Annotated in this window: 16 protein-coding genes; 13 read left to right on the top strand and 3 right to left on the bottom strand. The window is 36.9% G+C overall.

Features of this window, described 5'->3' with window-relative positions; translation table 11 throughout:
• Positions 1-164: 164 nt before the first annotated feature.
• The 5 genes from eno (at position 165) to GGR22_RS13875 (ending at position 8,694) form a co-directional block, all read left to right on the top strand.
• Complete coding sequence (gene eno / locus GGR22_RS13895) at positions 165-1,457, top strand: phosphopyruvate hydratase (protein ID WP_121376945.1); 1,293 nt, start codon at positions 165-167, stop codon at positions 1,455-1,457.
• Positions 1,458-1,653: 196 nt separating this feature from the next.
• A complete protein-coding gene (locus tag GGR22_RS13890) occupies positions 1,654-3,621 on the top strand; it encodes a tetratricopeptide repeat-containing sensor histidine kinase (protein WP_182494165.1) in 1,968 nt (655 codons plus the stop codon).
• A 3-nt stretch (positions 3,622-3,624) separates the two neighbouring features.
• A complete protein-coding gene (locus GGR22_RS13885) occupies positions 3,625-4,386 on the top strand; it encodes a LytR/AlgR family response regulator transcription factor (RefSeq protein ID WP_121376806.1) in 762 nt (253 codons plus the stop codon).
• A gap of 108 nt (positions 4,387-4,494) precedes the next feature.
• Positions 4,495-7,164, top strand: a complete 2,670-nt coding sequence (locus tag GGR22_RS13880) for a T9SS type A sorting domain-containing protein (RefSeq protein WP_182494164.1) — start codon at positions 4,495-4,497, stop codon at positions 7,162-7,164.
• A gap of 246 nt (positions 7,165-7,410) precedes the next feature.
• Positions 7,411-8,694 carry a citrate synthase gene (locus GGR22_RS13875; RefSeq protein WP_121376804.1) on the top strand — a complete coding sequence of 428 codons (1,284 nt, stop codon included), beginning with the start codon at positions 7,411-7,413 and terminating at the stop codon, positions 8,692-8,694.
• Positions 8,695-8,721: 27 nt separating this feature from the next.
• On the opposite strand, the gene GGR22_RS13870 is transcribed toward GGR22_RS13875, so the two are convergent.
• The gene (locus tag GGR22_RS13870) at positions 8,722-10,029 is read right to left on the bottom strand and encodes a hypothetical protein (protein WP_182494163.1); all 1,308 of its coding nucleotides are present in this window, start codon (positions 10,027-10,029) and stop codon (positions 8,722-8,724) included.
• A 93-nt stretch (positions 10,030-10,122) separates the two neighbouring features.
• Here GGR22_RS13870 and GGR22_RS13865 point away from each other — a divergent pair, with 93 nt between their 5' ends.
• The 3 genes from GGR22_RS13865 to ctlX all read left to right on the top strand — a co-directional run bounded on the left by GGR22_RS13865 (position 10,123) and on the right by ctlX (position 13,674).
• Positions 10,123-11,676 carry an NAD(P)/FAD-dependent oxidoreductase gene (locus GGR22_RS13865; RefSeq protein WP_182494162.1) on the top strand — a complete coding sequence of 518 codons (1,554 nt, stop codon included), beginning with the start codon at positions 10,123-10,125 and terminating at the stop codon, positions 11,674-11,676.
• Between the two features lie 52 nt (positions 11,677-11,728).
• A complete protein-coding gene (locus tag GGR22_RS13860) occupies positions 11,729-12,643 on the top strand; it encodes a dimethylarginine dimethylaminohydrolase family protein (RefSeq protein WP_182494161.1) in 915 nt (304 codons plus the stop codon).
• A gap of 95 nt (positions 12,644-12,738) precedes the next feature.
• Positions 12,739-13,674: a citrulline utilization hydrolase CtlX gene (ctlX, locus tag GGR22_RS13855; RefSeq protein ID WP_182494160.1), complete on the top strand. Its 936-nt coding sequence runs from the start codon at positions 12,739-12,741 to the stop codon at positions 13,672-13,674.
• Positions 13,675-13,721: 47 nt separating this feature from the next.
• Here the strand turns inward: ctlX and GGR22_RS13850 are convergent, their stop codons facing one another.
• Positions 13,722-14,354 (bottom strand): MarC family NAAT transporter, encoded by a 633-nt coding sequence (locus GGR22_RS13850; RefSeq protein WP_121376799.1) that lies wholly within the window; start codon positions 14,352-14,354, stop codon positions 13,722-13,724.
• 151 nt (positions 14,355-14,505) lie between these two features.
• Here GGR22_RS13850 and GGR22_RS13845 point away from each other — a divergent pair, with 151 nt between their 5' ends.
• Both GGR22_RS13845 and GGR22_RS13840 read left to right on the top strand, forming a co-directional pair.
• Positions 14,506-15,615, top strand: a complete 1,110-nt coding sequence (locus GGR22_RS13845; RefSeq protein ID WP_182494159.1) for a carboxypeptidase-like regulatory domain-containing protein — start codon at positions 14,506-14,508, stop codon at positions 15,613-15,615.
• A 70-nt stretch (positions 15,616-15,685) separates the two neighbouring features.
• Positions 15,686-16,051, top strand: coding sequence for a CoA-binding protein (locus GGR22_RS13840; RefSeq protein ID WP_182494158.1), 366 nt, complete (start codon positions 15,686-15,688; stop codon positions 16,049-16,051).
• 52 nt (positions 16,052-16,103) lie between these two features.
• Here GGR22_RS13840 and GGR22_RS13835 read toward each other — a convergent pair whose 3' ends face one another.
• Positions 16,104-17,606 (bottom strand): sodium:solute symporter, encoded by a 1,503-nt coding sequence (locus tag GGR22_RS13835; protein WP_182494157.1) that lies wholly within the window; start codon positions 17,604-17,606, stop codon positions 16,104-16,106.
• A 96-nt stretch (positions 17,607-17,702) separates the two neighbouring features.
• On the opposite strand from GGR22_RS13835, the gene GGR22_RS13830 reads away from it, so the two are divergent.
• The 3 genes from GGR22_RS13830 to GGR22_RS13820 all read left to right on the top strand — a co-directional run bounded on the left by GGR22_RS13830 (position 17,703) and on the right by GGR22_RS13820 (position 19,744).
• Positions 17,703-18,167 (top strand): hypothetical protein, encoded by a 465-nt coding sequence (locus tag GGR22_RS13830; protein ID WP_182494156.1) that lies wholly within the window; start codon positions 17,703-17,705, stop codon positions 18,165-18,167.
• A 112-nt stretch (positions 18,168-18,279) separates the two neighbouring features.
• Complete coding sequence (gene recR, locus GGR22_RS13825; RefSeq protein WP_182494155.1) at positions 18,280-18,900, top strand: recombination mediator RecR; 621 nt, start codon at positions 18,280-18,282, stop codon at positions 18,898-18,900.
• A 55-nt stretch (positions 18,901-18,955) separates the two neighbouring features.
• On the top strand, positions 18,956-19,744 hold the full coding sequence (locus GGR22_RS13820; protein WP_121376793.1) for a polysaccharide biosynthesis/export family protein: 789 nt from the start codon (positions 18,956-18,958) through the stop codon (positions 19,742-19,744).
• Position 19,745: the final 1 nt, after the last annotated feature.

Genomic DNA, 19,745 nt, shown 5'->3' with positions numbered 1-19,745 from the left:
AAAGTCCAAAATCAAAAAACGATTAAATGCAAAAAAGAAATACTAATTGCTAAAACGTTTGCGTTTATAAGTTTTTAAAAAATAAAAGATTTCGGATTTTAAAATCCTTAAATTTGTTTTTTATTGAAAGAAACAATCAAATAATAACAAATAAACAATCAATAATGAGCAGAATTATTAAAATCCACGCTAGACAGATTCTTGATTCTAGAGGAAATCCAACTATTGAAGTCGATGTAGTAACAGAACACGGAATTCTTGGAAGAGCTGCTGTTCCATCTGGAGCTTCAACTGGAGAACATGAAGCGGTAGAACTTCGCGATGGCGGAAAAGCATTCATGGGCAAAGGAGTTATGAAAGCTGTAGAAAATGTAAATATTAAAATTGCTGAAGAATTATTAGGAACTTCTGTTTTTGAGCAAAACCTGATTGACCAAAGAATGATTGAGTTGGATGGCACTCCAAACAAATCGACGCTTGGAGCCAATGCAATTCTTGGCGTTTCTTTAGCAGTTGCAAAAGCGGCTGCCAATGAATTAGGAATGCCTTTATATCGTTATGTTGGCGGTGTTTCTGGAAATACCCTTCCGGTTCCGATGATGAATATCATCAATGGAGGCTCTCACTCCGATGCTCCGATTGCTTTCCAGGAATTTATGATTATGCCTGTTAAAGCAAAAACATTTTCTCAAGCCATGCAGATGGGAACTGAGATTTTCCACAATCTCAAAAAAGTATTACACGACAGAGGCTTGAGTACGGCTGTTGGAGATGAAGGAGGTTTCGCGCCAAACTTAGCTGGCGGAACAGAAGATGCGCTAGATTCAATCAAGAAAGCCGTTGAAAATGCAGGCTATACTTTTGGCGATGATGTAAAGATTGCACTTGACTGTGCGGCTTCGGAGTTTTATGTAAACGGAAATTACGATTATAAAAAATTTGAAGGCGAAACCGGAAAAATCCGTTCTTCAAAAGAACAAGCAGAATATTTGGCCGAATTGGCTTCAAAATATCCGATTATCTCTATCGAAGACGGTATGCAGGAAAATGATTGGGACGGCTGGAAATACCTTACTGAGCTTATCGGAGATAAAGTACAATTAGTAGGAGACGATTTGTTTGTGACGAATGTAGAGCGCCTTAAGACAGGAATCGATAAAGGAATTGCGAATTCAATCTTGGTAAAAGTGAACCAAATTGGTACTTTGACTGAAACCATCGCAGCCGTAAACATGGCGCACAATGCAGGATATACCTCTGTAATGTCGCACCGTTCTGGTGAAACAGAAGACAATACGATTGCTGATTTGGCTGTAGCATTGAATTGCGGACAGATCAAGACAGGTTCTGCATCGCGTTCTGACCGTATGGCAAAATACAACCAATTGCTGCGCATCGAAGAAGAATTGGGAAGCACAGCTTATTTTCCTGGAGAAAAAGCTTTCAAGATTAAATAATTTAGTTATCTTTAGAACTATAAGCCCTTTTAGATTTCAACCTCTAAAAGGGTTTTTTTATGAAATCAAATTCTAATTTGAAACCATCGAATTCTAAGTCTGGTCGCTAGTGGCACTGTGGAAATGTTATTTTTGTTTATGTCATTGTTTTTAAAAAGCATATCATTGCATTTTAAGAGATAAAAAACGTTTTAGAATGAAGTTAAAAGCCCTATTTATCTGCTTTTTTATACTGTTTTATGCTGATTTCTATTCACAAGAAAAGACTATTGACAGCTTAAAAGGGGTTTTGGAGCATTCTAAAAACGATATCGACAGGACTGTACTCCTTAATGCTATCGCGACAGAATATATGTCGAGCGATCCCAAAATGATGCAGGAGTATGCTGCTAAGGCTCTAGAACTCTCCCAAAGAATTAAATATAAAATTGAAGAAGGTAATGCCTATTTGAATTTAGGGAATGTGAATGTCATTCTGGGGAAATATGCTGCCGCCCTTGACCATTTTTATAATGCGCAGAATATCTTTGAAACAGAAATCACCTCCGATGCTAAAAATAGCTTAGAAATAAAAAAAGGCCTGGCTCGTGCCTACGGTAGCTTAGGGATTGTATTTTCAGAACAAAGCAACTATGCCAAAGCTTTACAATATCACCTGAAAGCGGTAAAGGTATATGAAGAAATCAAGGACGAAGGACGGACCGCCCGGATTTATAATAATATCGGAATCGTCTACCAAGCACTAAAAGAAGATTTCAAAGCTTTAGACTATTTTATAAAGGCTCAAAAACTTCAAGAAAAAACAGGCGACATGACTGTCGGTATCACCACTACGAATATCGGCAACATCTATTTAAGGCAGAAAAACTATCCTAAAGCGCTCGAATATTATACAAAATCAAAAAATACATTCGACAAGAGCAAGGATGTTAGAGGACTCGGAGAATTATACAATAACTTAGGTTCTTATTATTCGCAGACAGGAAATCCAACAATGGCTCTAGACAGCTGGAACAAAGCCATTGCCGAGTTCAGGTCGATAGATGATAAATTTGGAGTTTCGGATACCTATTCGCATCTTGGGAATTTTTATTTTAGCCAAAAGAAATACAACGAGGCCTTAGAGAATGCAAATAACGCGTTGCGTCTTGCAAAAGAACTAGATGTTTTAGAGCAGACCATGAATTCCCAAAAGCTGATAAGCGCCATTTATGAAGCGCAAAACAATCCGATTCTTGCTTTTCAGCATTATAAGCTGTATACCGCTGCAAAAGACAGCCTTATCAGTCACGAGAATATCAGAAAAAGCGTGCAGGCAGAAATGAACTTCGACTTTGAAAAAAGAGAGGCACTGCAAGAAGAAGCTCATGAAAAGAAAGAATTGCTTTTTAAAGAACAAAATAAGAGGTACAGGCTTCAGACTATTTTCGGAGCATTGCTAGTCCTTCTGTTTTTTGGAATCATCTTCCTTATCTATAATAGGATGCAGCTGAAAAAAACACTGACACTGCAAAAAGAATTAGCAGAATATGAACAAAAAGCGCTTCATCTGCAAATGAATCCGCATTTTGTGTTTAATTGCCTCGGTTCGATTTCCAGCTTTATTGTACAGAACGGTACAGATTCGGCCATTAAATACCTTTCAAAGTTCTCTAAACTAATGCGATTGACGCTTGAGTATTCCAAAGAATCATTAATCCCAATCGACAAGGAAATCGAAGGCATGCAAAATTATTTGGAACTGGAGCAGCTTCGTTCCGATAAAATGTTTAATTTCAGCATCACCAAAAGTGATGAGATAGAAGACGATGTGGCGCTGCCGCCTCTTTTATTGCAACCTTTTGTAGAGAATGCGATCCTTCATGGATTGATTCCTAAAAAAGAAGTTGGTAAAATCGATATCGAATTTTTATTGCAAGGTGAAAGCTTGATCTGTACGATTGTTGACAATGGTATTGGTTTTGAAAAATCACAAGAATTAAAAGCATCGTCTGTTTCCATTCATAAATCAATGGCTTTAGATATTACGAGAAAGCGACTCGAAATGATGGAAGCCGTCACGTCAAAGACTTCAAAAGTCGAGATAAAAGAATTAAAAGACGATCATGGAAATCCAAAAGGGACAGAAGTGATTCTGTACCTGCCAATACAATACATCAAATAGAATATGATAACAGCTTTATTGATTGATGATGATAGCAATTTAAGAAACGGCATGAAAAGCCTGTTGAATCGCTATGCGCCAGAAATTAAGATATTAGGAGAAGCAGACAGCGTAAAAACAGGTATCAAGGCTATTGACAGCCTTAAGCCGCAAGTAGTCTTTTTGGATATCCAGCTTACAGACGGTACCGGTTTTGATATTTTAGAAAAACTAGCCCAGAAGAACGGCAAATCATCTTCTCATATTGTTTTTGTTACGGCCCATGAAGAATATGCAATAAAGGCATTTCGTTTCAGCGCTTTAGATTTTCTTTTGAAACCTGTTGATCCCGAAGAATTAGAGAAAGTTATCGAAAAAATCAAAAATGCTTTAGAAAAAAACGATAACTACGCACACATTGACCTGCTGTTGGAAAACATCAGGAAAAAAGTCGATAATTTTAAAAGAATAGCGCTTTCTACAGCAGATGGCATACATCTGTTGGAAGTCAGCGATATCATACGGTGCGAATCCGAAGACAATTACACTAAATTCTATGTCAAGAACGGCAAGCCCATATTGATTTCGAAAACACTGAAAGAATATGAGGAATTATTAGGGGAGCACGGATTCGAAAGAATCCATCAGTCCCATTTAATCAACCTTTCTTGCCTGAAATCCTACATCAAAAAAGACGGTGGCTATGTGATTATGGCCGACAATAGCAAGCTTCCAATCTCGCAACGAAAAAAAGAACGATTGCAAGAATTGTTGAAATTGATTTAGCGAATTCTAACTCAAAATCACAAAATTCTAGTTAAATTCTTTTTTTAATACCTACTTTATTATATTTGGAAATATATATTTAGGTAAAAAGCTAAAAATGATGGTTATATGAAAAGACTATTACTTTATGGGTTGCTTTTCTTTTATGGATTTATAAACGCGCAAAACGTTTATATCCTTGACTCATCTTTTAAAAACAAATTACTTGCTGCCGATAGTTCTAACGCTATTGCGAAGGATAACAGTGGCAATCCGATACGAATTGATGCCAATCAGGACGGGGAAATCCAAGCAAGCGAAGCACTGCAAGTTGTTGAATTAGATATTTCTTCTTCCAATATTTTTCATCTGCTTGGGATTGATGCTTTTTCAAATTTAAAAACACTTAAATGCGGACATAATACAATACAAACGCTCGATCTTTCGGGCAATACTAGTCTTGAATTTGTAGAATGTTACGACAATATGATTTCTTCTCTGAATTTGGCAGGACTTGTTAACTTGTCTTATTTGGATTGTAGGCTTATGGCAGGACAGCTTACCTCGCTAAATCTTGCCGGACTAACGGGATTGAAAACACTGAAGTGCGGACGTAATAATCTAACATCTTTAAATGTCTCTTCGCTGACAAATCTAATAGAATTGGATTGTAGCATTTCTGATATATCGAGCCTGAATCTTTCAGGACTCGTGAATTTAAAATCGCTGGATTGCAGTTTGAATCTTCTTTCTTCTTTAGATGTCACGCCTTTAGTGAGTCTGGAGAATTTTGATTATTCCTATAACAATCTTGCGTCGCTAAATATTTCTTCATTAACCTCATTAAAGAAATTATCATGCAATTCGATTGGTCTTACGTCTTTGGATTTGTCACCATTTCCAAATTTGGTTTTTTTGAGCTGCCATAGCAATCTGCTGTCTTCTCTGGATCTTTCAAATTCTGACAACTTAGTAACATTAGAATGTGGTGCTAACCAATTAACATCTCTCAATGTCTCGAATTTGACCAGCATGACTTCTTTGATGTGCGGTTATAATGACCTTGTTGCTCTAGATTTGTCAGGATTGACAAACCTTGAATATTTAGATTGCAGCAACAATGCGATTACAGCCATAGGCACGCACGGACTGGATAGTCTTGTTAGAATCCTTTGTGGTAACAATGCAATTACAGCACTGGATATGAGCCATTCGCCTCATGTAACTTTTTTGTCTTGCGAGAACAATTCTTTGCTGGCAACAGTTAATTTGAAAAATGGTACTTCTTTTACAGAAATTCCGATCACTGGATTTGAATTTCAAAATACGCCAAGCTTGGCTTATGTTTGCTCAGACGAAGAAGAAAGCGAGCTATTGCAAAACTTCTTCTCAGGGTTAGGGGCGAATATATCCGTTTCTCCTTATTGTACTTTTACTCCTGGCGGCGACTATAACACGATTACAGGCATTGTCAGATTGGATGCAAATGGCAACGGATGCGATGCTAGTGATGCTGCACAGCCTTTTATAAAAATGAAAATAAGCGATGGGATAGAAGAAGAAGCCGTCTTTTTAAATTCAGAAACAAACTATGCTTTTTATACTCAGGAGGGTACGTTTACGGTAACTCCTGCTACTGAAAACGCTTCGTTCTTTTCTTTTGGCCCAACGAACGCCGTGGTCAATTTTCCAGATGTAGACAACACGGTCTATACGCAGAACTTCTGTATTACGCCTAACGGTACGCACCCAGATGTCGAAATTGCTATTGCGCCAATTGTTCCGGCAAGGCCAGGGTTTGATGCGGTTTATAAAGTAGTTTACAAAAACAACGGAAACCAAACAATATCACAGACTTCAGGAATAACGCTGCTGTATAATCAAAATCTTATGAGCTTTGTATCTTCAACTCCAACAGAACGCTCTCAGGGCCTTGGAAGGATTAGCTGGGATTACACAAACCTGCATCCTTTTGAAGCCAGAAGCTTTAATGTGACGATGAATATCAACAGGCCTACCGATGGCAATCCTGTAAATATTAATGATGTGCTGAATTTTACAGCCTCTGTTACGTTGCCAAACGGCGACGAAAATATGGCTGACAACTCCTTTGCGCTCCGCCAGACTGTGGTAGGTTCGTATGATCCGAACGATATACAATGTCTTCAAGGTGATATTGTTCCACCTTCAGAAATAGGAGATTATCTTCACTATTTAATCCGTTTTGAAAATACAGGAACAGCTGCAGCTCAAAACATAGTCATCCGCGATGAAATTAATGATGCAGAATACGATGCTTCCAGCATACAGATATTAAATACCTCTCATAAAATGACAAGGGCTAATGTAAAAGGCAATCTAGCAGAGTTCATTCTGAAAAATGTTTCTATAGATTCTGGCGGACATGGCAATATTTTATTGAAGATTAAATCGAAACAAGACCTTTCAGCAGAAAGCACTGTTTCACATAGAGTAGGCATCTATTTCGATTATAATTCTCCGGTAATGACTAACGATGCAACCACTATTTTCAAAGCATTGTCAGTTGGTGAGCATGAAGTAGACAAATCGATTATGATTTATCCGAACCCTGTAAGCAAGCTGCTGAATGTGAAAGCAGACGGTATAATCCGTTCTATACAGCTATTCGATGCGCAAGGAAGAATATTGATGACCCAATTGCTTGGAGAAAACAATACAAGCTTAGATCTTTCAGCATATGCCAACGGTGTATACTATATTAAAATCCTTACCGATGAAGGGGCGAAAACAGAGAAAGTAGTCAATAAGAAAAACTAACAAAGGAAACTTGAAATAGTATATTGAAACAAAATCCATTCGAATTATTAAGGTTAAAGAAATAATTTAGTTTCAGCCTGCCGATTGACTTTGGCAGGCTTTTTTTTGACTAAGCCATATATATCAAGTTTGCAAAATTTAAAGAAATATTAACGAAATCGTTACCGTATTACTTTTTAGTTATTGCCGAATTGCCTATTTTTGTTAAATTATATTTTTCAATTTTAAATAATTCCCAATAATATTATGTCAAAAACAGCAATATTAGAAATTGACGGCAACAGACACGAATTTCCAGTAATAGTTGGAACTGAAAACGAAGTTGCTATCGATATCGATAAACTACGCAGCGCGACCGGCGCCATAACTCTCGATCCAGGTTATAAAAATTCAGGATCATGCAAAAGCGAAATTACTTTCCTAGATGGAGAAGAAGGAATCTTGCGCTACAGAGGTTATTCAATCGAAGAATTGGCAGAAAAAGCCGATTTCCTTGAAGTTTCTTACCTTCTTATTTTCGGTGAATTGCCAACAGCAAAACAATTAGAGCAATTCGAGACTGATATCAGAAAATACACTTTGGTGAACGAAGAAATGAAAAATATCATTGACGGTTTTCCAAAAAATGCACACCCAATGGGCGTTTTGTCGTGCTTGACCAGTGCGCTTACAGCTTTTAATCCGAAATCTGTAAATGTTGAAAATGAAAAAGACATGTACGAGGCCGTTTGCAAAACCATGGGTAAATTCCTTGTAATTGCAACTTGGACGTACAGAAAAAGCATGGGCTTCCCATTAAACTATTATGACAATACCAAAGGATATGTTGAAAACTTCATGCGTTTGATGTTTGAATTGCCAACAGGACCTTATACTGCTAATCCGACAATTGTTGCGGCTTTAGATAAATTGTTTATCCTTCACGCTGACCACGAGCAAAACTGTTCTACTTCAACAGTAAGAATGGTGGGTTCTTCTCATGCAGGATTGTTTGCTTCTATCTCAGCTGGAGTTTCGGCTCTTTGGGGGCCTCTTCACGGTGGTGCTAATCAAGCAGTTTTGGAAATGCTTGAAGAAATCCAAAAAAATGGAGGTGATGCTGATAAATATTTGGAAAAAGCAAAAGACAAAAACGATCCTTTCCGTTTGATGGGCTTTGGACATAGAGTGTATAAAAACTTTGATCCAAGAGCAAAAATCATCAAAAAAGCAGCTGATGAGGTGCTTGCTACTTTAGGTGTTAACGACCCAATTTTGAACATCGCTAAGAAATTAGAAGAAGCGGCATTAGTTGACGAATACTTCGTATCAAGAAAATTATATCCAAACGTAGATTTCTATTCTGGAATCATCTACCGTGCTTTAGGAATCCCAACAGATATGTTTACGGTTCTTTTTGCTATCGGACGTCTTCCAGGATGGATCGCACAATGGAAAGAAATGCGTGTAAACAAAGAGCCAATTGGCCGTCCAAGACAAGTTTATGTGGGAGCTCCATTGAGAGATTTCGTTCCTTTCGAGAAAAGATAATTTTCAAAAAATAGTTTTAAAAAAGCTTCACTTGATTGTGGAGCTTTTTTTTGCTCTAAAATTTTCCCAGCTGATTACGGCAATGACTATAAGAATTCCCTGTAATGGCATCATATAACGCGAAGCATTCACAGGACCTGTGATTAAAATAGCATACGCTATAAAAAGGATAATGTAGCTATTTCTGAAATTAATCTCTTTTCTTTTTTTCCAAAGATGCTTGAATATAAGCGCCCATTTTAATATGGCAATAAGAAATAGCGGAATCAATATAAGGATTATCCAAAAGTATTTATAATCCAAGAAGTTAGTCACAGTTGTTTTAAGTCCCGCTGTGCCTAGCATATTTAAAAACCCGCTATTTGTGTCGTATTTTTCAATAAGCGTCATCAAGTCGAACCTTCCTGGATCAATCGTCCCGCGTACTGCTCCGTAAACATGAAAAGCCGTATAGGGAACAAGATTTTCTTTAATAACCTTTTTTCCTTCTAAAGCCAAAAACTCGCTTCGTTCTTTAAAGGTAGATAGTTTTTCTGCTTCGACATAAATACCTTCTTTCCATGAATCAGCAACTTCAGTGCTTTCCTTTTGAGCTTTAAAAAGATAAAGATTATAATCAATCAGGTTGATATTCTGCATAGACGAAAAATGAAAATAGCCAGTTCTTTCTTTATTAAAGCTCATATAGCCAATCGTAAATAGCAAGGCAATAAGAACAGAAAAACTAAAAGTCCTTGTCTTTATAAAATAAAAGCCAAACAATATAATATTGGCAAACGAAAAAAGATAAAAGGCAGGCTTTAAAAATATCAAAGCCGTAAGAATGAGCTGGATAAGTAACATTTTCTTTGCGTTAAGCGGAGCAATAAGTAGCAAGACCAGCAAAAGAAACAAAGTCATGACAAGAACTTCTGTCATGATCAGATGAGTATAGATAAAAATAGAGGGCGTTAGCAGAATAAATATTGATAATAGTCGGAATGATTTCCCGCCTAATTTTTGAAATAACCTTAAAATCAGATAAATGTTGAAGAATCCTACTAGTGTTTGAAGCAAGATGATAACCAAATCGTTTGAAAATCCAGGGAAAAGAATCAATAACGGATATAAAAAAGGTCTTTTGGTTAATAAAGTACCTTTGGCAAAATCGGAGGTGGAAGAAAAATATTCTCCGCTTTTTAAAAGTTCTGCTGTTGCGAAATAATCATCAGAATCAGGTAGTCGGAAATCTCCTTGCGCAATCCTGAGCCCTAAAAAAACAAGCATAAAAAAACTCAGCAACAAAAAATATTTCTTGAATTCAGATTCGGCTGGGTTGTTGAAAAAAGTCGTCAATCGTGTTTTTTAAGAGTTTTCAAGCAAACAAACTTACTCAAAATATTGGAAACTAATTTTAGGAAATGTAGATTTGTCAACCATAGGAGTAAGATGAAAAATAAAAAGGCAATTATTATCGGAGGTGGTCCGGCTGGCTTGACTGCTGCGTATGAATTTATTCAAAATACCGATATTCAGCCTGTTGTTTTAGAACAAAGCGAGTTTTGGGGGGGGATTTCCAGAACCGTCAACTACAAAGGAAATCGTATTGATATTGGAGGACATCGCTTTTTCTCAAAATCGGACGTCATTATGGATTGGTGGTGCAAGATTTTGCCCATTTTATCAGAAGAAAAGACAATCAAGATTTCCTATCAGAATAAATCGAAAGAATTAAATACGATTGATTTTCCTTCTGAGGGTAAAAATCTTGATAACGTAATGTTGGTACGTAGTCGTAAATCAAGAATATATTATCAAAAACAATTCTTTGATTATCCGATTTCGCTTACACCAGAAACTGTTTTGAAACTGGGACTTTTTAATACGTTCTTGATCGGAATGAGCTATCTTAAAAGTGTTGCGTTTCCAATTAAACATGAAAAGAATTTAGAAGATTTTTTTATCAATCGCTTTGGTAAAAAACTATATAAGACATTTTTTAAAGATTATACGGAGAAAGTCTGGGGCATAAAATGCACAGAAATCAGTTCGGAATGGGGAGCGCAAAGAATCAAGGGACTTTCGATCAGGAAATCGGTTGCTCATTTCTTGAATAAAAAGTTCTCCAAAAAAACAGACAAGAACATCAGTCAAAAAGATACCGAAACGTCTTTGATTGAATATTTCCTATATCCTAAATTCGGCCCAGGACAGATGTGGGAAGAAGTGGCCCGAAAAGTTGTTGAAAACAAAGGTGAGCTTCACCAGAATTTGAAAGTTCTTAAAATTGAAACGCAAGGCAATAAGATAGTATCTGTTACAGCACAAAACCAACGTACTAAAGAAGAAGTTGTCTTTGAAGGAGATTATTTTATTTCAACAATGCCTGTTCAGGAGCTCATTGCTTCTCTTGAAACTGAAGTTCCACAAAATGTCAATGAAATTGCTGAAGGACTGGTATATCGTGATTTTATAACGGTTGGACTGCTCCTAAAAAAAATGACGAAAGAGGAGATTACAGACAATTGGATTTACATTCAAGAACCATATGTGAAAGTGGGAAGATTGCAGATTTTTAATAATTGGAGTCCGTTTTTGGTAAAAGACGAAACTACGAAATGGGTCGGACTGGAATATTTCTGCTATGAAGGCGACGATCTTTGGAGCAAAACCGAAGATGACATGAAACAACTAGCCATCGACGAAATGGTCGAAATTGGAATGATTCGCCGTGAAGATGTTTTGGATAGCGTAGTCATCAAAATGCCAAAAACCTATCCAGCATATTTCGGAACGTATGAGAAATTTAATGAAATTATCGATTATACGAACCAATTCGAAAACCTGTTTTTGATCGGAAGAAACGGAATGCACAAATACAACAATCAAGATCATTCGATGCTTACCGCTATCCAAGCCGTCCAAAATATAAAAAACGGTGTTTCCAGCAAAGACAATATCTGGGCCATCAATACGGAGCAAGAATATCACGAAGAAAAATAAACTTAACAAATAATAAAAAAGCCTTTTTTATCTTTGTCAAAAGCCAAAAGCTATGTTGCAATTAAATGTAAAAAACGAAACGTCAAGATTAAGAGCAGTAGTGTTGGGCTCTGCCCTAAATAATGGTCCGACGCCGACTGCTGAAGAAGCTTATGATCCAAAATCATTAGAGCATATCCTTGCAGGAACCTATCCTATAGAAAAAGACATGGTCAATGAAATGGAAGCTTTCAATAAAGTATTTCAAAAATATGACGTAAAAGTATTCCGTCCTGAAATGATTGAAAATTACAATCAGATTTTCACTAGAGATATTGGATTTGTAATTGACGATGTTTTCGTAAAAGCAAACATTCTGCCCGATCGCGAAAGAGAATTAGACGCAATCCAATACGTTATAGAACAGATCAATCCAGCAAAAGTTGTACGTCCGCCAGAAGAAGTACATATCGAGGGCGGTGATGTGATGCTTTGGAACGATTATATTTTTATTGGGACTTATAAAGGAACAGATTATAAAGATTATATTACGGCCCGAACGAACATGCAGGGCGTTAATTATATCAAAGAATTATTTCCGCATAAAAAAGTAAGAGAATTTGATTTAGTAAAGTCAAAAATCGAAGCCAGAGATAATGCTTTGCATTTGGATTGCTGCTTTCAGCCTGTAGGAAAAGAAAAAGGAATTATCTATAAAAGCGGTTTCCGACAAGAATCGGACTATATGTTTTTAGTGGAGCTTTTCGGGAAAGACAATCTTTTCCATATTGACAGGGACGAAATGTACAATATGAACTCGAATGTCTTTTCTATTGCAGAAGATGTAGTCGTTTCAGAAAGAAACTTTACAAGATTGAACAATTGGTTGCGTAGCCAAGGATTTACGGTTGAGGAAATTCCATATGCCGAAATTGCAAAACAAGAAGGCTTGCTTAGATGCTCCACCTTGCCATTAATTAGAGATTAATCAGTTTTTAGAATACAGTCTTTGTGTCGATTTTGATATTTCAACTATCAACTATCAATTATCAACTGTAAACTACCAACTATCAACTATAAATTATGAAACAAACGACAAATTCCATTTTGATGATTCGTCCGGTAGCTTTCCGAATGAATGAACAGACAGCGGTAAACAATTATTACCAAAAAGTATTGGATGGATTGCTTCCAGAAACGGTGAACGCAAAGGCGCAACAGGAATTTGATGCTTTTGTAGAAAAACTAAGAGCGGTTGGAATCAATGTGACGGTTGTTGAAGACACTAAAACTCCAGATACGCCTGATTCTATTTTTCCAAACAACTGGATTTCTTTTCATGAAAATGGCGACGTTGCCTTATATCCGATGTTTGCCGAAAACCGCCGTGAAGAACGTCGCGAAGATATCTTAGACTTATTGGAAGACGAAGGTTACAGAATCGACAATATCGTAGATTATACTTCTGCCGAAGAAGATAATATCTTTCTAGAAGGAACGGGCAGTTTGTTGTTGGACAGAGCGAATGGAAAAGCCTATTGTGCCCTGTCTCCAAGAGCCGATGAAGAACTTTTTATTGAATTCTGCGAAGACTTTGATTATGCTCCGGTAATTTTTGAAGCTTTCCAGACAGTCAATAGCGAAAGAAAACTAATTTACCACACCAACGTCATGATGTGTTTGGGTGAGACCTTTGCGGTAATCTGTGCTGATTGCATTGATGATAAAAAAGAAAGAAAAATGGTCTTGGACAATCTAAAAGCCGATGGAAAAGAAATTATCCTGATTACCGAAGATCAAGTCAATAACTTTGCAGGAAACATGCTGGAAGTTAGAGGGAAAGACGATAAGCGATATTTGATCATGAGTGCAGCGGCTTATAAAAGCCTAAAGCCTGTACAGATTGAGAAATTAGAATACCACTGCGAAATTATCAGCTCAAGCCTCGATACCATTGAAGCTTGTGGCGGCGGAAGTGCACGATGCATGATGGCGGAGATATTCCTTCCTAAAGAATAATGACATAGAAAAATAAGCAAAAAACCCCGAACTTCTCGGGGCTTTTTTTATTGAAAAGATATCGTTTTTATGATATTTACTACGGAACTGCTTATGTACTGCACTCCGATTGCAATTACTATAAAACCAATAATTCTTGAGATTGCGACAATTCCAGAAGCTCCCAAGATTCTCGAAAGATAATGAGCGCTTCGCATGACTAAAAAAATAACAATGGCAACTGTAGCTATCGAAAGGCAGACGATAATTTGTTCGTCCAGTAATTTATAATCCTGATATAAGGCGATCAAAAGCGATATCGAACCAGGACCGGCAAGCATCGGGATTGCAAGCGGTGTCAAGGCAATGTCATTTCTATTTTGGGCATCGTTTTCCACTTTTTTATTGACGCCTCTGGTCTTGTTGAACCTTCCGGAAAGCAAGGCAAATCCGGAGTTCAAAATGATTAATCCTCCAGCAATCCTTAAGGCATCAATGCTGATTCCGAAAAAGTTTAGCACATATTGTCCTATAAAAAAGGAGATAATCAGAATTATAAAAACATTGATCGCTGTCCAAAGCGATATCCTGGAGCGCTCTTCTTTGGTGTCTTGCTGAGTCAGTCCCACAAAAATTGGTACGGCTCCTAAAGGATTGATAACTGAAAAAAGTGCAGCGAAAACATAAATGAAAATCTCCATAGTTTTTGTTGTAAAATTAAAATCGGAAATGCTGGATGTAGTAAAGTTATAAATAAATTATCATTATCAAACACCAAGTTATATTTTATACGCACGGCATAGGAAGGAAATTCCATATTCGATATATTTGTAATTCACCATTCTTTTTAAAATGAAGCTCTTAAATAAAATTACCCTTTTACTGATTTTGTTTTCCATATCGCAAGTTCATTCACAGACATTGGAAGGCCATGTCTATGACATGCAAAATAATGTTTTGCAAGCCGCAACAGTGTATCTCGATGGAACTACTATCTCGACTGTGACAGATGCCGAGGGCTATTTCAAGATTAATGGAAACGGAAATAGTCAGGCTGCTTTGATAATAAGCTATGTCGGATATAAGACGATAAGATTGGAGAATCCTTTTCAAAACAAACAGATTCGGGCTTTGATGGAAGAAGAAGCAATCGCCATGGTTGAGGTTGTTCTCGAAAAAGGACCCTTTACCCGAAAAGAGATGCTGAAAGCTTTCAAGGAACAATTTCTTGGAACTACAGAAGCCGGACTTTCGTGCAAAATCCTAAATGAAGACGATATTAATGTGTTTTACGATATCACAACAAATACTTTGAGCGCTACTTCGCATAAACCGATCAAAATAAAAAACGCTTATCTGGGCTATGAAGTTTTCTTCGAATTGGTAGATTTTAATGTTGAATATAGGAAAAGAAGTCTGTCCAGTTTTTCTATTGCGAAAAGCTATTTTGCAGGTTCAACATTTTATAAAGAATTGTCCCAAACTAAAAAGATAAATAAAAGAAGGACGCAATCTTATTTGGGATCGACTTCTCATTTTGTAAATACGATAGCGAACGAAAGCTGGGAGAAAGAAAAACTGGCTCTTTTTGTAGACCGATTTAAAGTAGATCCAAAAGAATATTTTAAAGTGAGCGATACTTTGGGCATGAAAAAAGTTACGCTCATTAAAGAGCCCACAAAGAAAACTGCCGTATATAAAAAAGAAGGCACTGCTACTAATTTTGACGGGACGAAAAAAATAGAAGTTTTAAAATACGAAGAAGTTAAAATACCTTTTAATATTATGTATGACGGCAAAAAGCAATCGCTTGCTGACTTTATCGAAAAAGTTCTCATAGTTGACAATAACGGAAACTTTCAGCCTTTATATGGCGTGATGGTTGGAGGATATCTAGGTTCTTTGAAAGTAGGGGACATGCTCCCGATAGATTATTACCAAACCATCAAAGGAACTTATTGATGTTATTGTTTTAATAAAAAATAGTGCTTCCGCCCTGAAAATAAGTAAATTTGCATCTATATATTTATCCATGAAAAACAAAAAGACATTAGTATTAGGAGCCTCGTCGAACCCGGCACGCTATTCGTATATGGCAATCAGAAGCCTAACTGGAAAAGGACATTCTGTAGTTGCGATAGGCTTGAAAGAAGAAGAAGTTTTGGGCGTAAAAATCCAGACCAAACAAATTCCGTTTACAAATATTGATACGGTTACTTTATACCTAAACCCGCAACGCCAAAGAGATTATTATAATTATATCATTTCCTTGTCTCCAAAAAGAGTAATCTTTAATCCTGGTACGGAAAATCCAGAATTTTACCAGCTTTTAAAAGTAAATAATATCAAAGTGGAAGTTGCTTGTACTTTAGTACTGCTTTCAACGAATCAGTTTTAAGAATACGAAATGGCTTGGATATTCCAAGTCATTTTTATTTTGAAGAAGAACATTAAAATCGTGTTTCTTTCGTAGCCTTTTTGCTGATTAAAAGCAATCCTAAAAAGGTCAGGCCGCCGTTAAGAATAATCAGTTCTTCGGCAAATTGGTAATTTCCAAATAACTCCGTAGAATACGAACTGATACAGAAAGTAATTGCCGGAGCCAATATGCAGACAATCGGAACAAGTTTGTCATTGACCGTTTTTGTTTTCATAAATAGCCCAAAAGAATACAATCCCAAGAGCGGGCCATATGTGTATGCCGCAACTTTAAAAATCAATCCTACTACAGCATCGCTGTTTAAAAGATAGATTACCAAAATCACAAGGAACATTAATAGCGAAAACCCAATATGGACAAAATGCCTAGTTCGCACCATATTCGGGTTCAAAGCATTCTCGGCCTTGTCCATTCCTAAAAAGTCAACGCAGAAAGAAGTCGTCAATGCAGTTAATGCTGAATCTGTCGTTGCAAAAGTAGCTGCTGTTAAGCCTAATAAAAATACAATCGACGGAATCAAAGTCAAGTAATTAAAAGCAATTTCAGGGAATAACAAATCCGTTCTTGGCTTTCCAGTCACAGCATCCAAAGGAACACTGATGCCATTTTTTTCTGCATAGATATAAAGCAACGCACCTACGCTCAAGAAGAAAATATTGATAACCACAAATATTCCCGTAAATGTAAACATGTTTTTTTGAGCCTCACCGATATTTTTACAGCTTAAGTTTTTCTGCATTAAGTCTTGGTCAAGTCCGACCATGGCTATGGTCACAAAAATACCTCCCAAAATCTGCTTCCAGAAATAATTGCTTTTGAGCCAATCTTCGAAGAAAAATATTTTAGAATAATTGCTGTTTTTTACGGCTTCAAATGCTTCAGGGATATTATAATCCAAGCTGTCGCAGATAAAATAAATCGTAAAAATGACAGAAGAAACTAAGAATAAGGTCTGTAAAGTATCAGTAATAATAATCGTTTTTAGGCCGCCGCGATAGGTATAAGCAAAAATCAATCCGAGCGAAATCAAGACTGTTACCCAAAACGGAACTCCAAAAGCATCAAATACATAACGTTGTAAAACAATAACCACTAGGTAAAGCCGTGCTGCAGAACCAATCGTACGGCTTATTAAAAAAATAGAAGCCGCCGTTTTGTACGAAATATGGCCCAGTCGCTGTTCGATATATCCATAAATTGATGTCAGGTTCATGCGGTAATACAACGGAAGCAGTACTTTTGCAATCAAGATAAAACCAATCGCATTTCCCAAAACAAACTGAAAATATTTAAATTGGATATCAGGCGAACCGACCTGTCCAGGAACAGAAATAAAAGTCACGCCAGACAAGGCTGTCCCAATCATTCCAAAAGCTACAAGATACCATTTCGAATTTTTATTGGCCTTAAAAAAAGCGTCATTGCCTGAATCTTTCTTGCTGACCCTATTGGAAATCAATATCAATATCCCGAAATAAATGACGATTATGAGTAGAATGGTAAGTGGCTGCATCAGTCTGAGTTTATTGCAAAGCAAATAAAATTTAATCAAAAATAGCAATTAATCATAGTTTTATTCTAAATTTGATATAAATCAAAAAGAAAATAAATGAAAAAAATCGTTACTGCAGTTGTCCTGTTTTTAGTTTCCTATGCAGGCTTTGCACAAGAAGAAGCCGTTTCTGACGTCAAGATTGATATGAATTTCAATAAGTCCTTATTCCCAATGGCAGAAGGAAATATGTACATGTCGACAGAACCTGTTGCCTTTATAATGGCTAACCTGATGTCGCAGTCTTATGAAGAAGCAAAAAAAGAAATGCAGGCTATTGGAGAAGACAAAGATCTGACAGAAGTAAAGAAAGGCGAACTGAATGAAAAAGGCAAAAGCATCTTATACCAGACAGCCATGATCAAAAACGATCAAGGAGAAGATTTGGTTATGGAGATTTATGTTGTAAAAGTCGATGAGCAGAATACGATTATGGTTTCTGGCGGTTATGATGTCAAAGCTAAGACGACTTTCAAAGACGAGATAAAAAAAGCGGCAGTATCTGCAAAAGCAGTCAAATAGCTTTTATATAAAAAACAAATAAAAAGCTTCCTGTTCATCAGGAGGCTTTTTTGTTTAAAACAGTTTTTATGCATATTAGGAATCAAGGCGCTGTTTAGTATATTTGCAGTCTATGGAATTTTCTTCAAAACTTTTAGAAAAAGCAGTTTATGAAATGTCGCAATTGCCAGGAATAGGCAAGCGGACTGCATTGCGATTGGTGTTGCATTTGCTAAAACAGCCTAAAGAGCAGACCGGTTTGCTGTCTCAAGCGCTTTTGAACATGCGTGAAGAAATCAAATTCTGTCAAAGCTGCCACAATATTTCCGATGTTGCCATCTGTGAGATATGTTCCAATCAAAACCGTGATCATCAGCTGATTTGCGTCGTTGAAGACATCCGTGATGTCATGGCCATTGAAAACACAGGGCAATTTAGAGGGATTTACCACGTTTTAGGAGGCAAGATTTCCCCTATCGACGGAATCGGACCGAGCCAGCTCAACATTCCAACATTGGTCGAAAAAATAAAAACAGGAAATATCCGCGAGCTTATTTTTGCCTTAAGCTCGACTATGGAAGGCGATACCACCAATTTTTACATCTACAGGCAGATAAAAGAATGCGATATCGTTACATCTACGATTGCCCGAGGAATTTCAGTAGGTGATGAGCTGGAATATGCAGATGAAGTAACGCTTGGAAGGAGTATCCTGCACCGCGTACCCTTCGAAAATTCATTCAAAAATACGTAGAATTGTTTACCAGATTCTAAATGAAAAACTATATTTGTTTACTAAAAAATTGATAATGAAGAAGGCGCTTCTGTTTCTTTTGATATTGACGGCTGTTATTTTTACCTCTTGCGTCCCTAGCCAAGATTTGATCTACCTTCAGAAAAAAAATGATTCTGAAAGTACTCCTTCCGTAAATCCGGTAATGGCAAAGCCTTATAGAGTACAAACTAACGATATCTTAAGCATCAAAATCAAGGCATTAGACGCCAAATTGGTCGAAATGTTCAATGCTTCGGAGACGAATCTAAATGCTCAAAGTGAACAAAGCTTATACTTCAATGGTTATTCTGTTGACGATCATGGAAACATACGAATTCCCGTTTTAGGAGAAGTAAATGTACTCGGATTTACTCTGGAAGAAATCAGAATTAAGATTGAAAAGCAATTGCTGGATGAATACTTTAACAAAGAAGCCAATATTTTTGTGAATGTCAAACTTGCCGGGCTTCGTTATACTGTAAATGGCGAAATTGCGTCACCAGGAACCAAAACCTTATTTCAAGAAAAGGTCAATGTACTGGAAGCCATTGCCAATTCTGGCGACATAACCATGGTCGGAAACAGAAAAGAAGTAACAATCATTCGCCAATACCCGCACGGAACCGAAATGCATACGCTTGACCTGACCGATAGAAACGTGATGAATTCCCCTTACTATTATATACAGCCTAACGATTATATTTATATTAAGCCATTAAAACAAAAATCTTGGGGAACCGGTACGACTGGAATTCAGTCGCTCGGAACCATCATTACCCTGATTTCTTTGGTTACCACAACAATAGTGCTTTTAAATAGATAAT

It is taken from the genome of Flavobacterium gossypii, assembly GCF_014138495.1.
Classification (GTDB): Bacteria; Bacteroidota; Bacteroidia; order Flavobacteriales; family Flavobacteriaceae; genus Flavobacterium; species Flavobacterium endophyticum.
The sequence above is the reverse complement of the archived record's forward strand: the minus strand, read 5'-3'. Positions and strand labels throughout refer to the sequence as shown.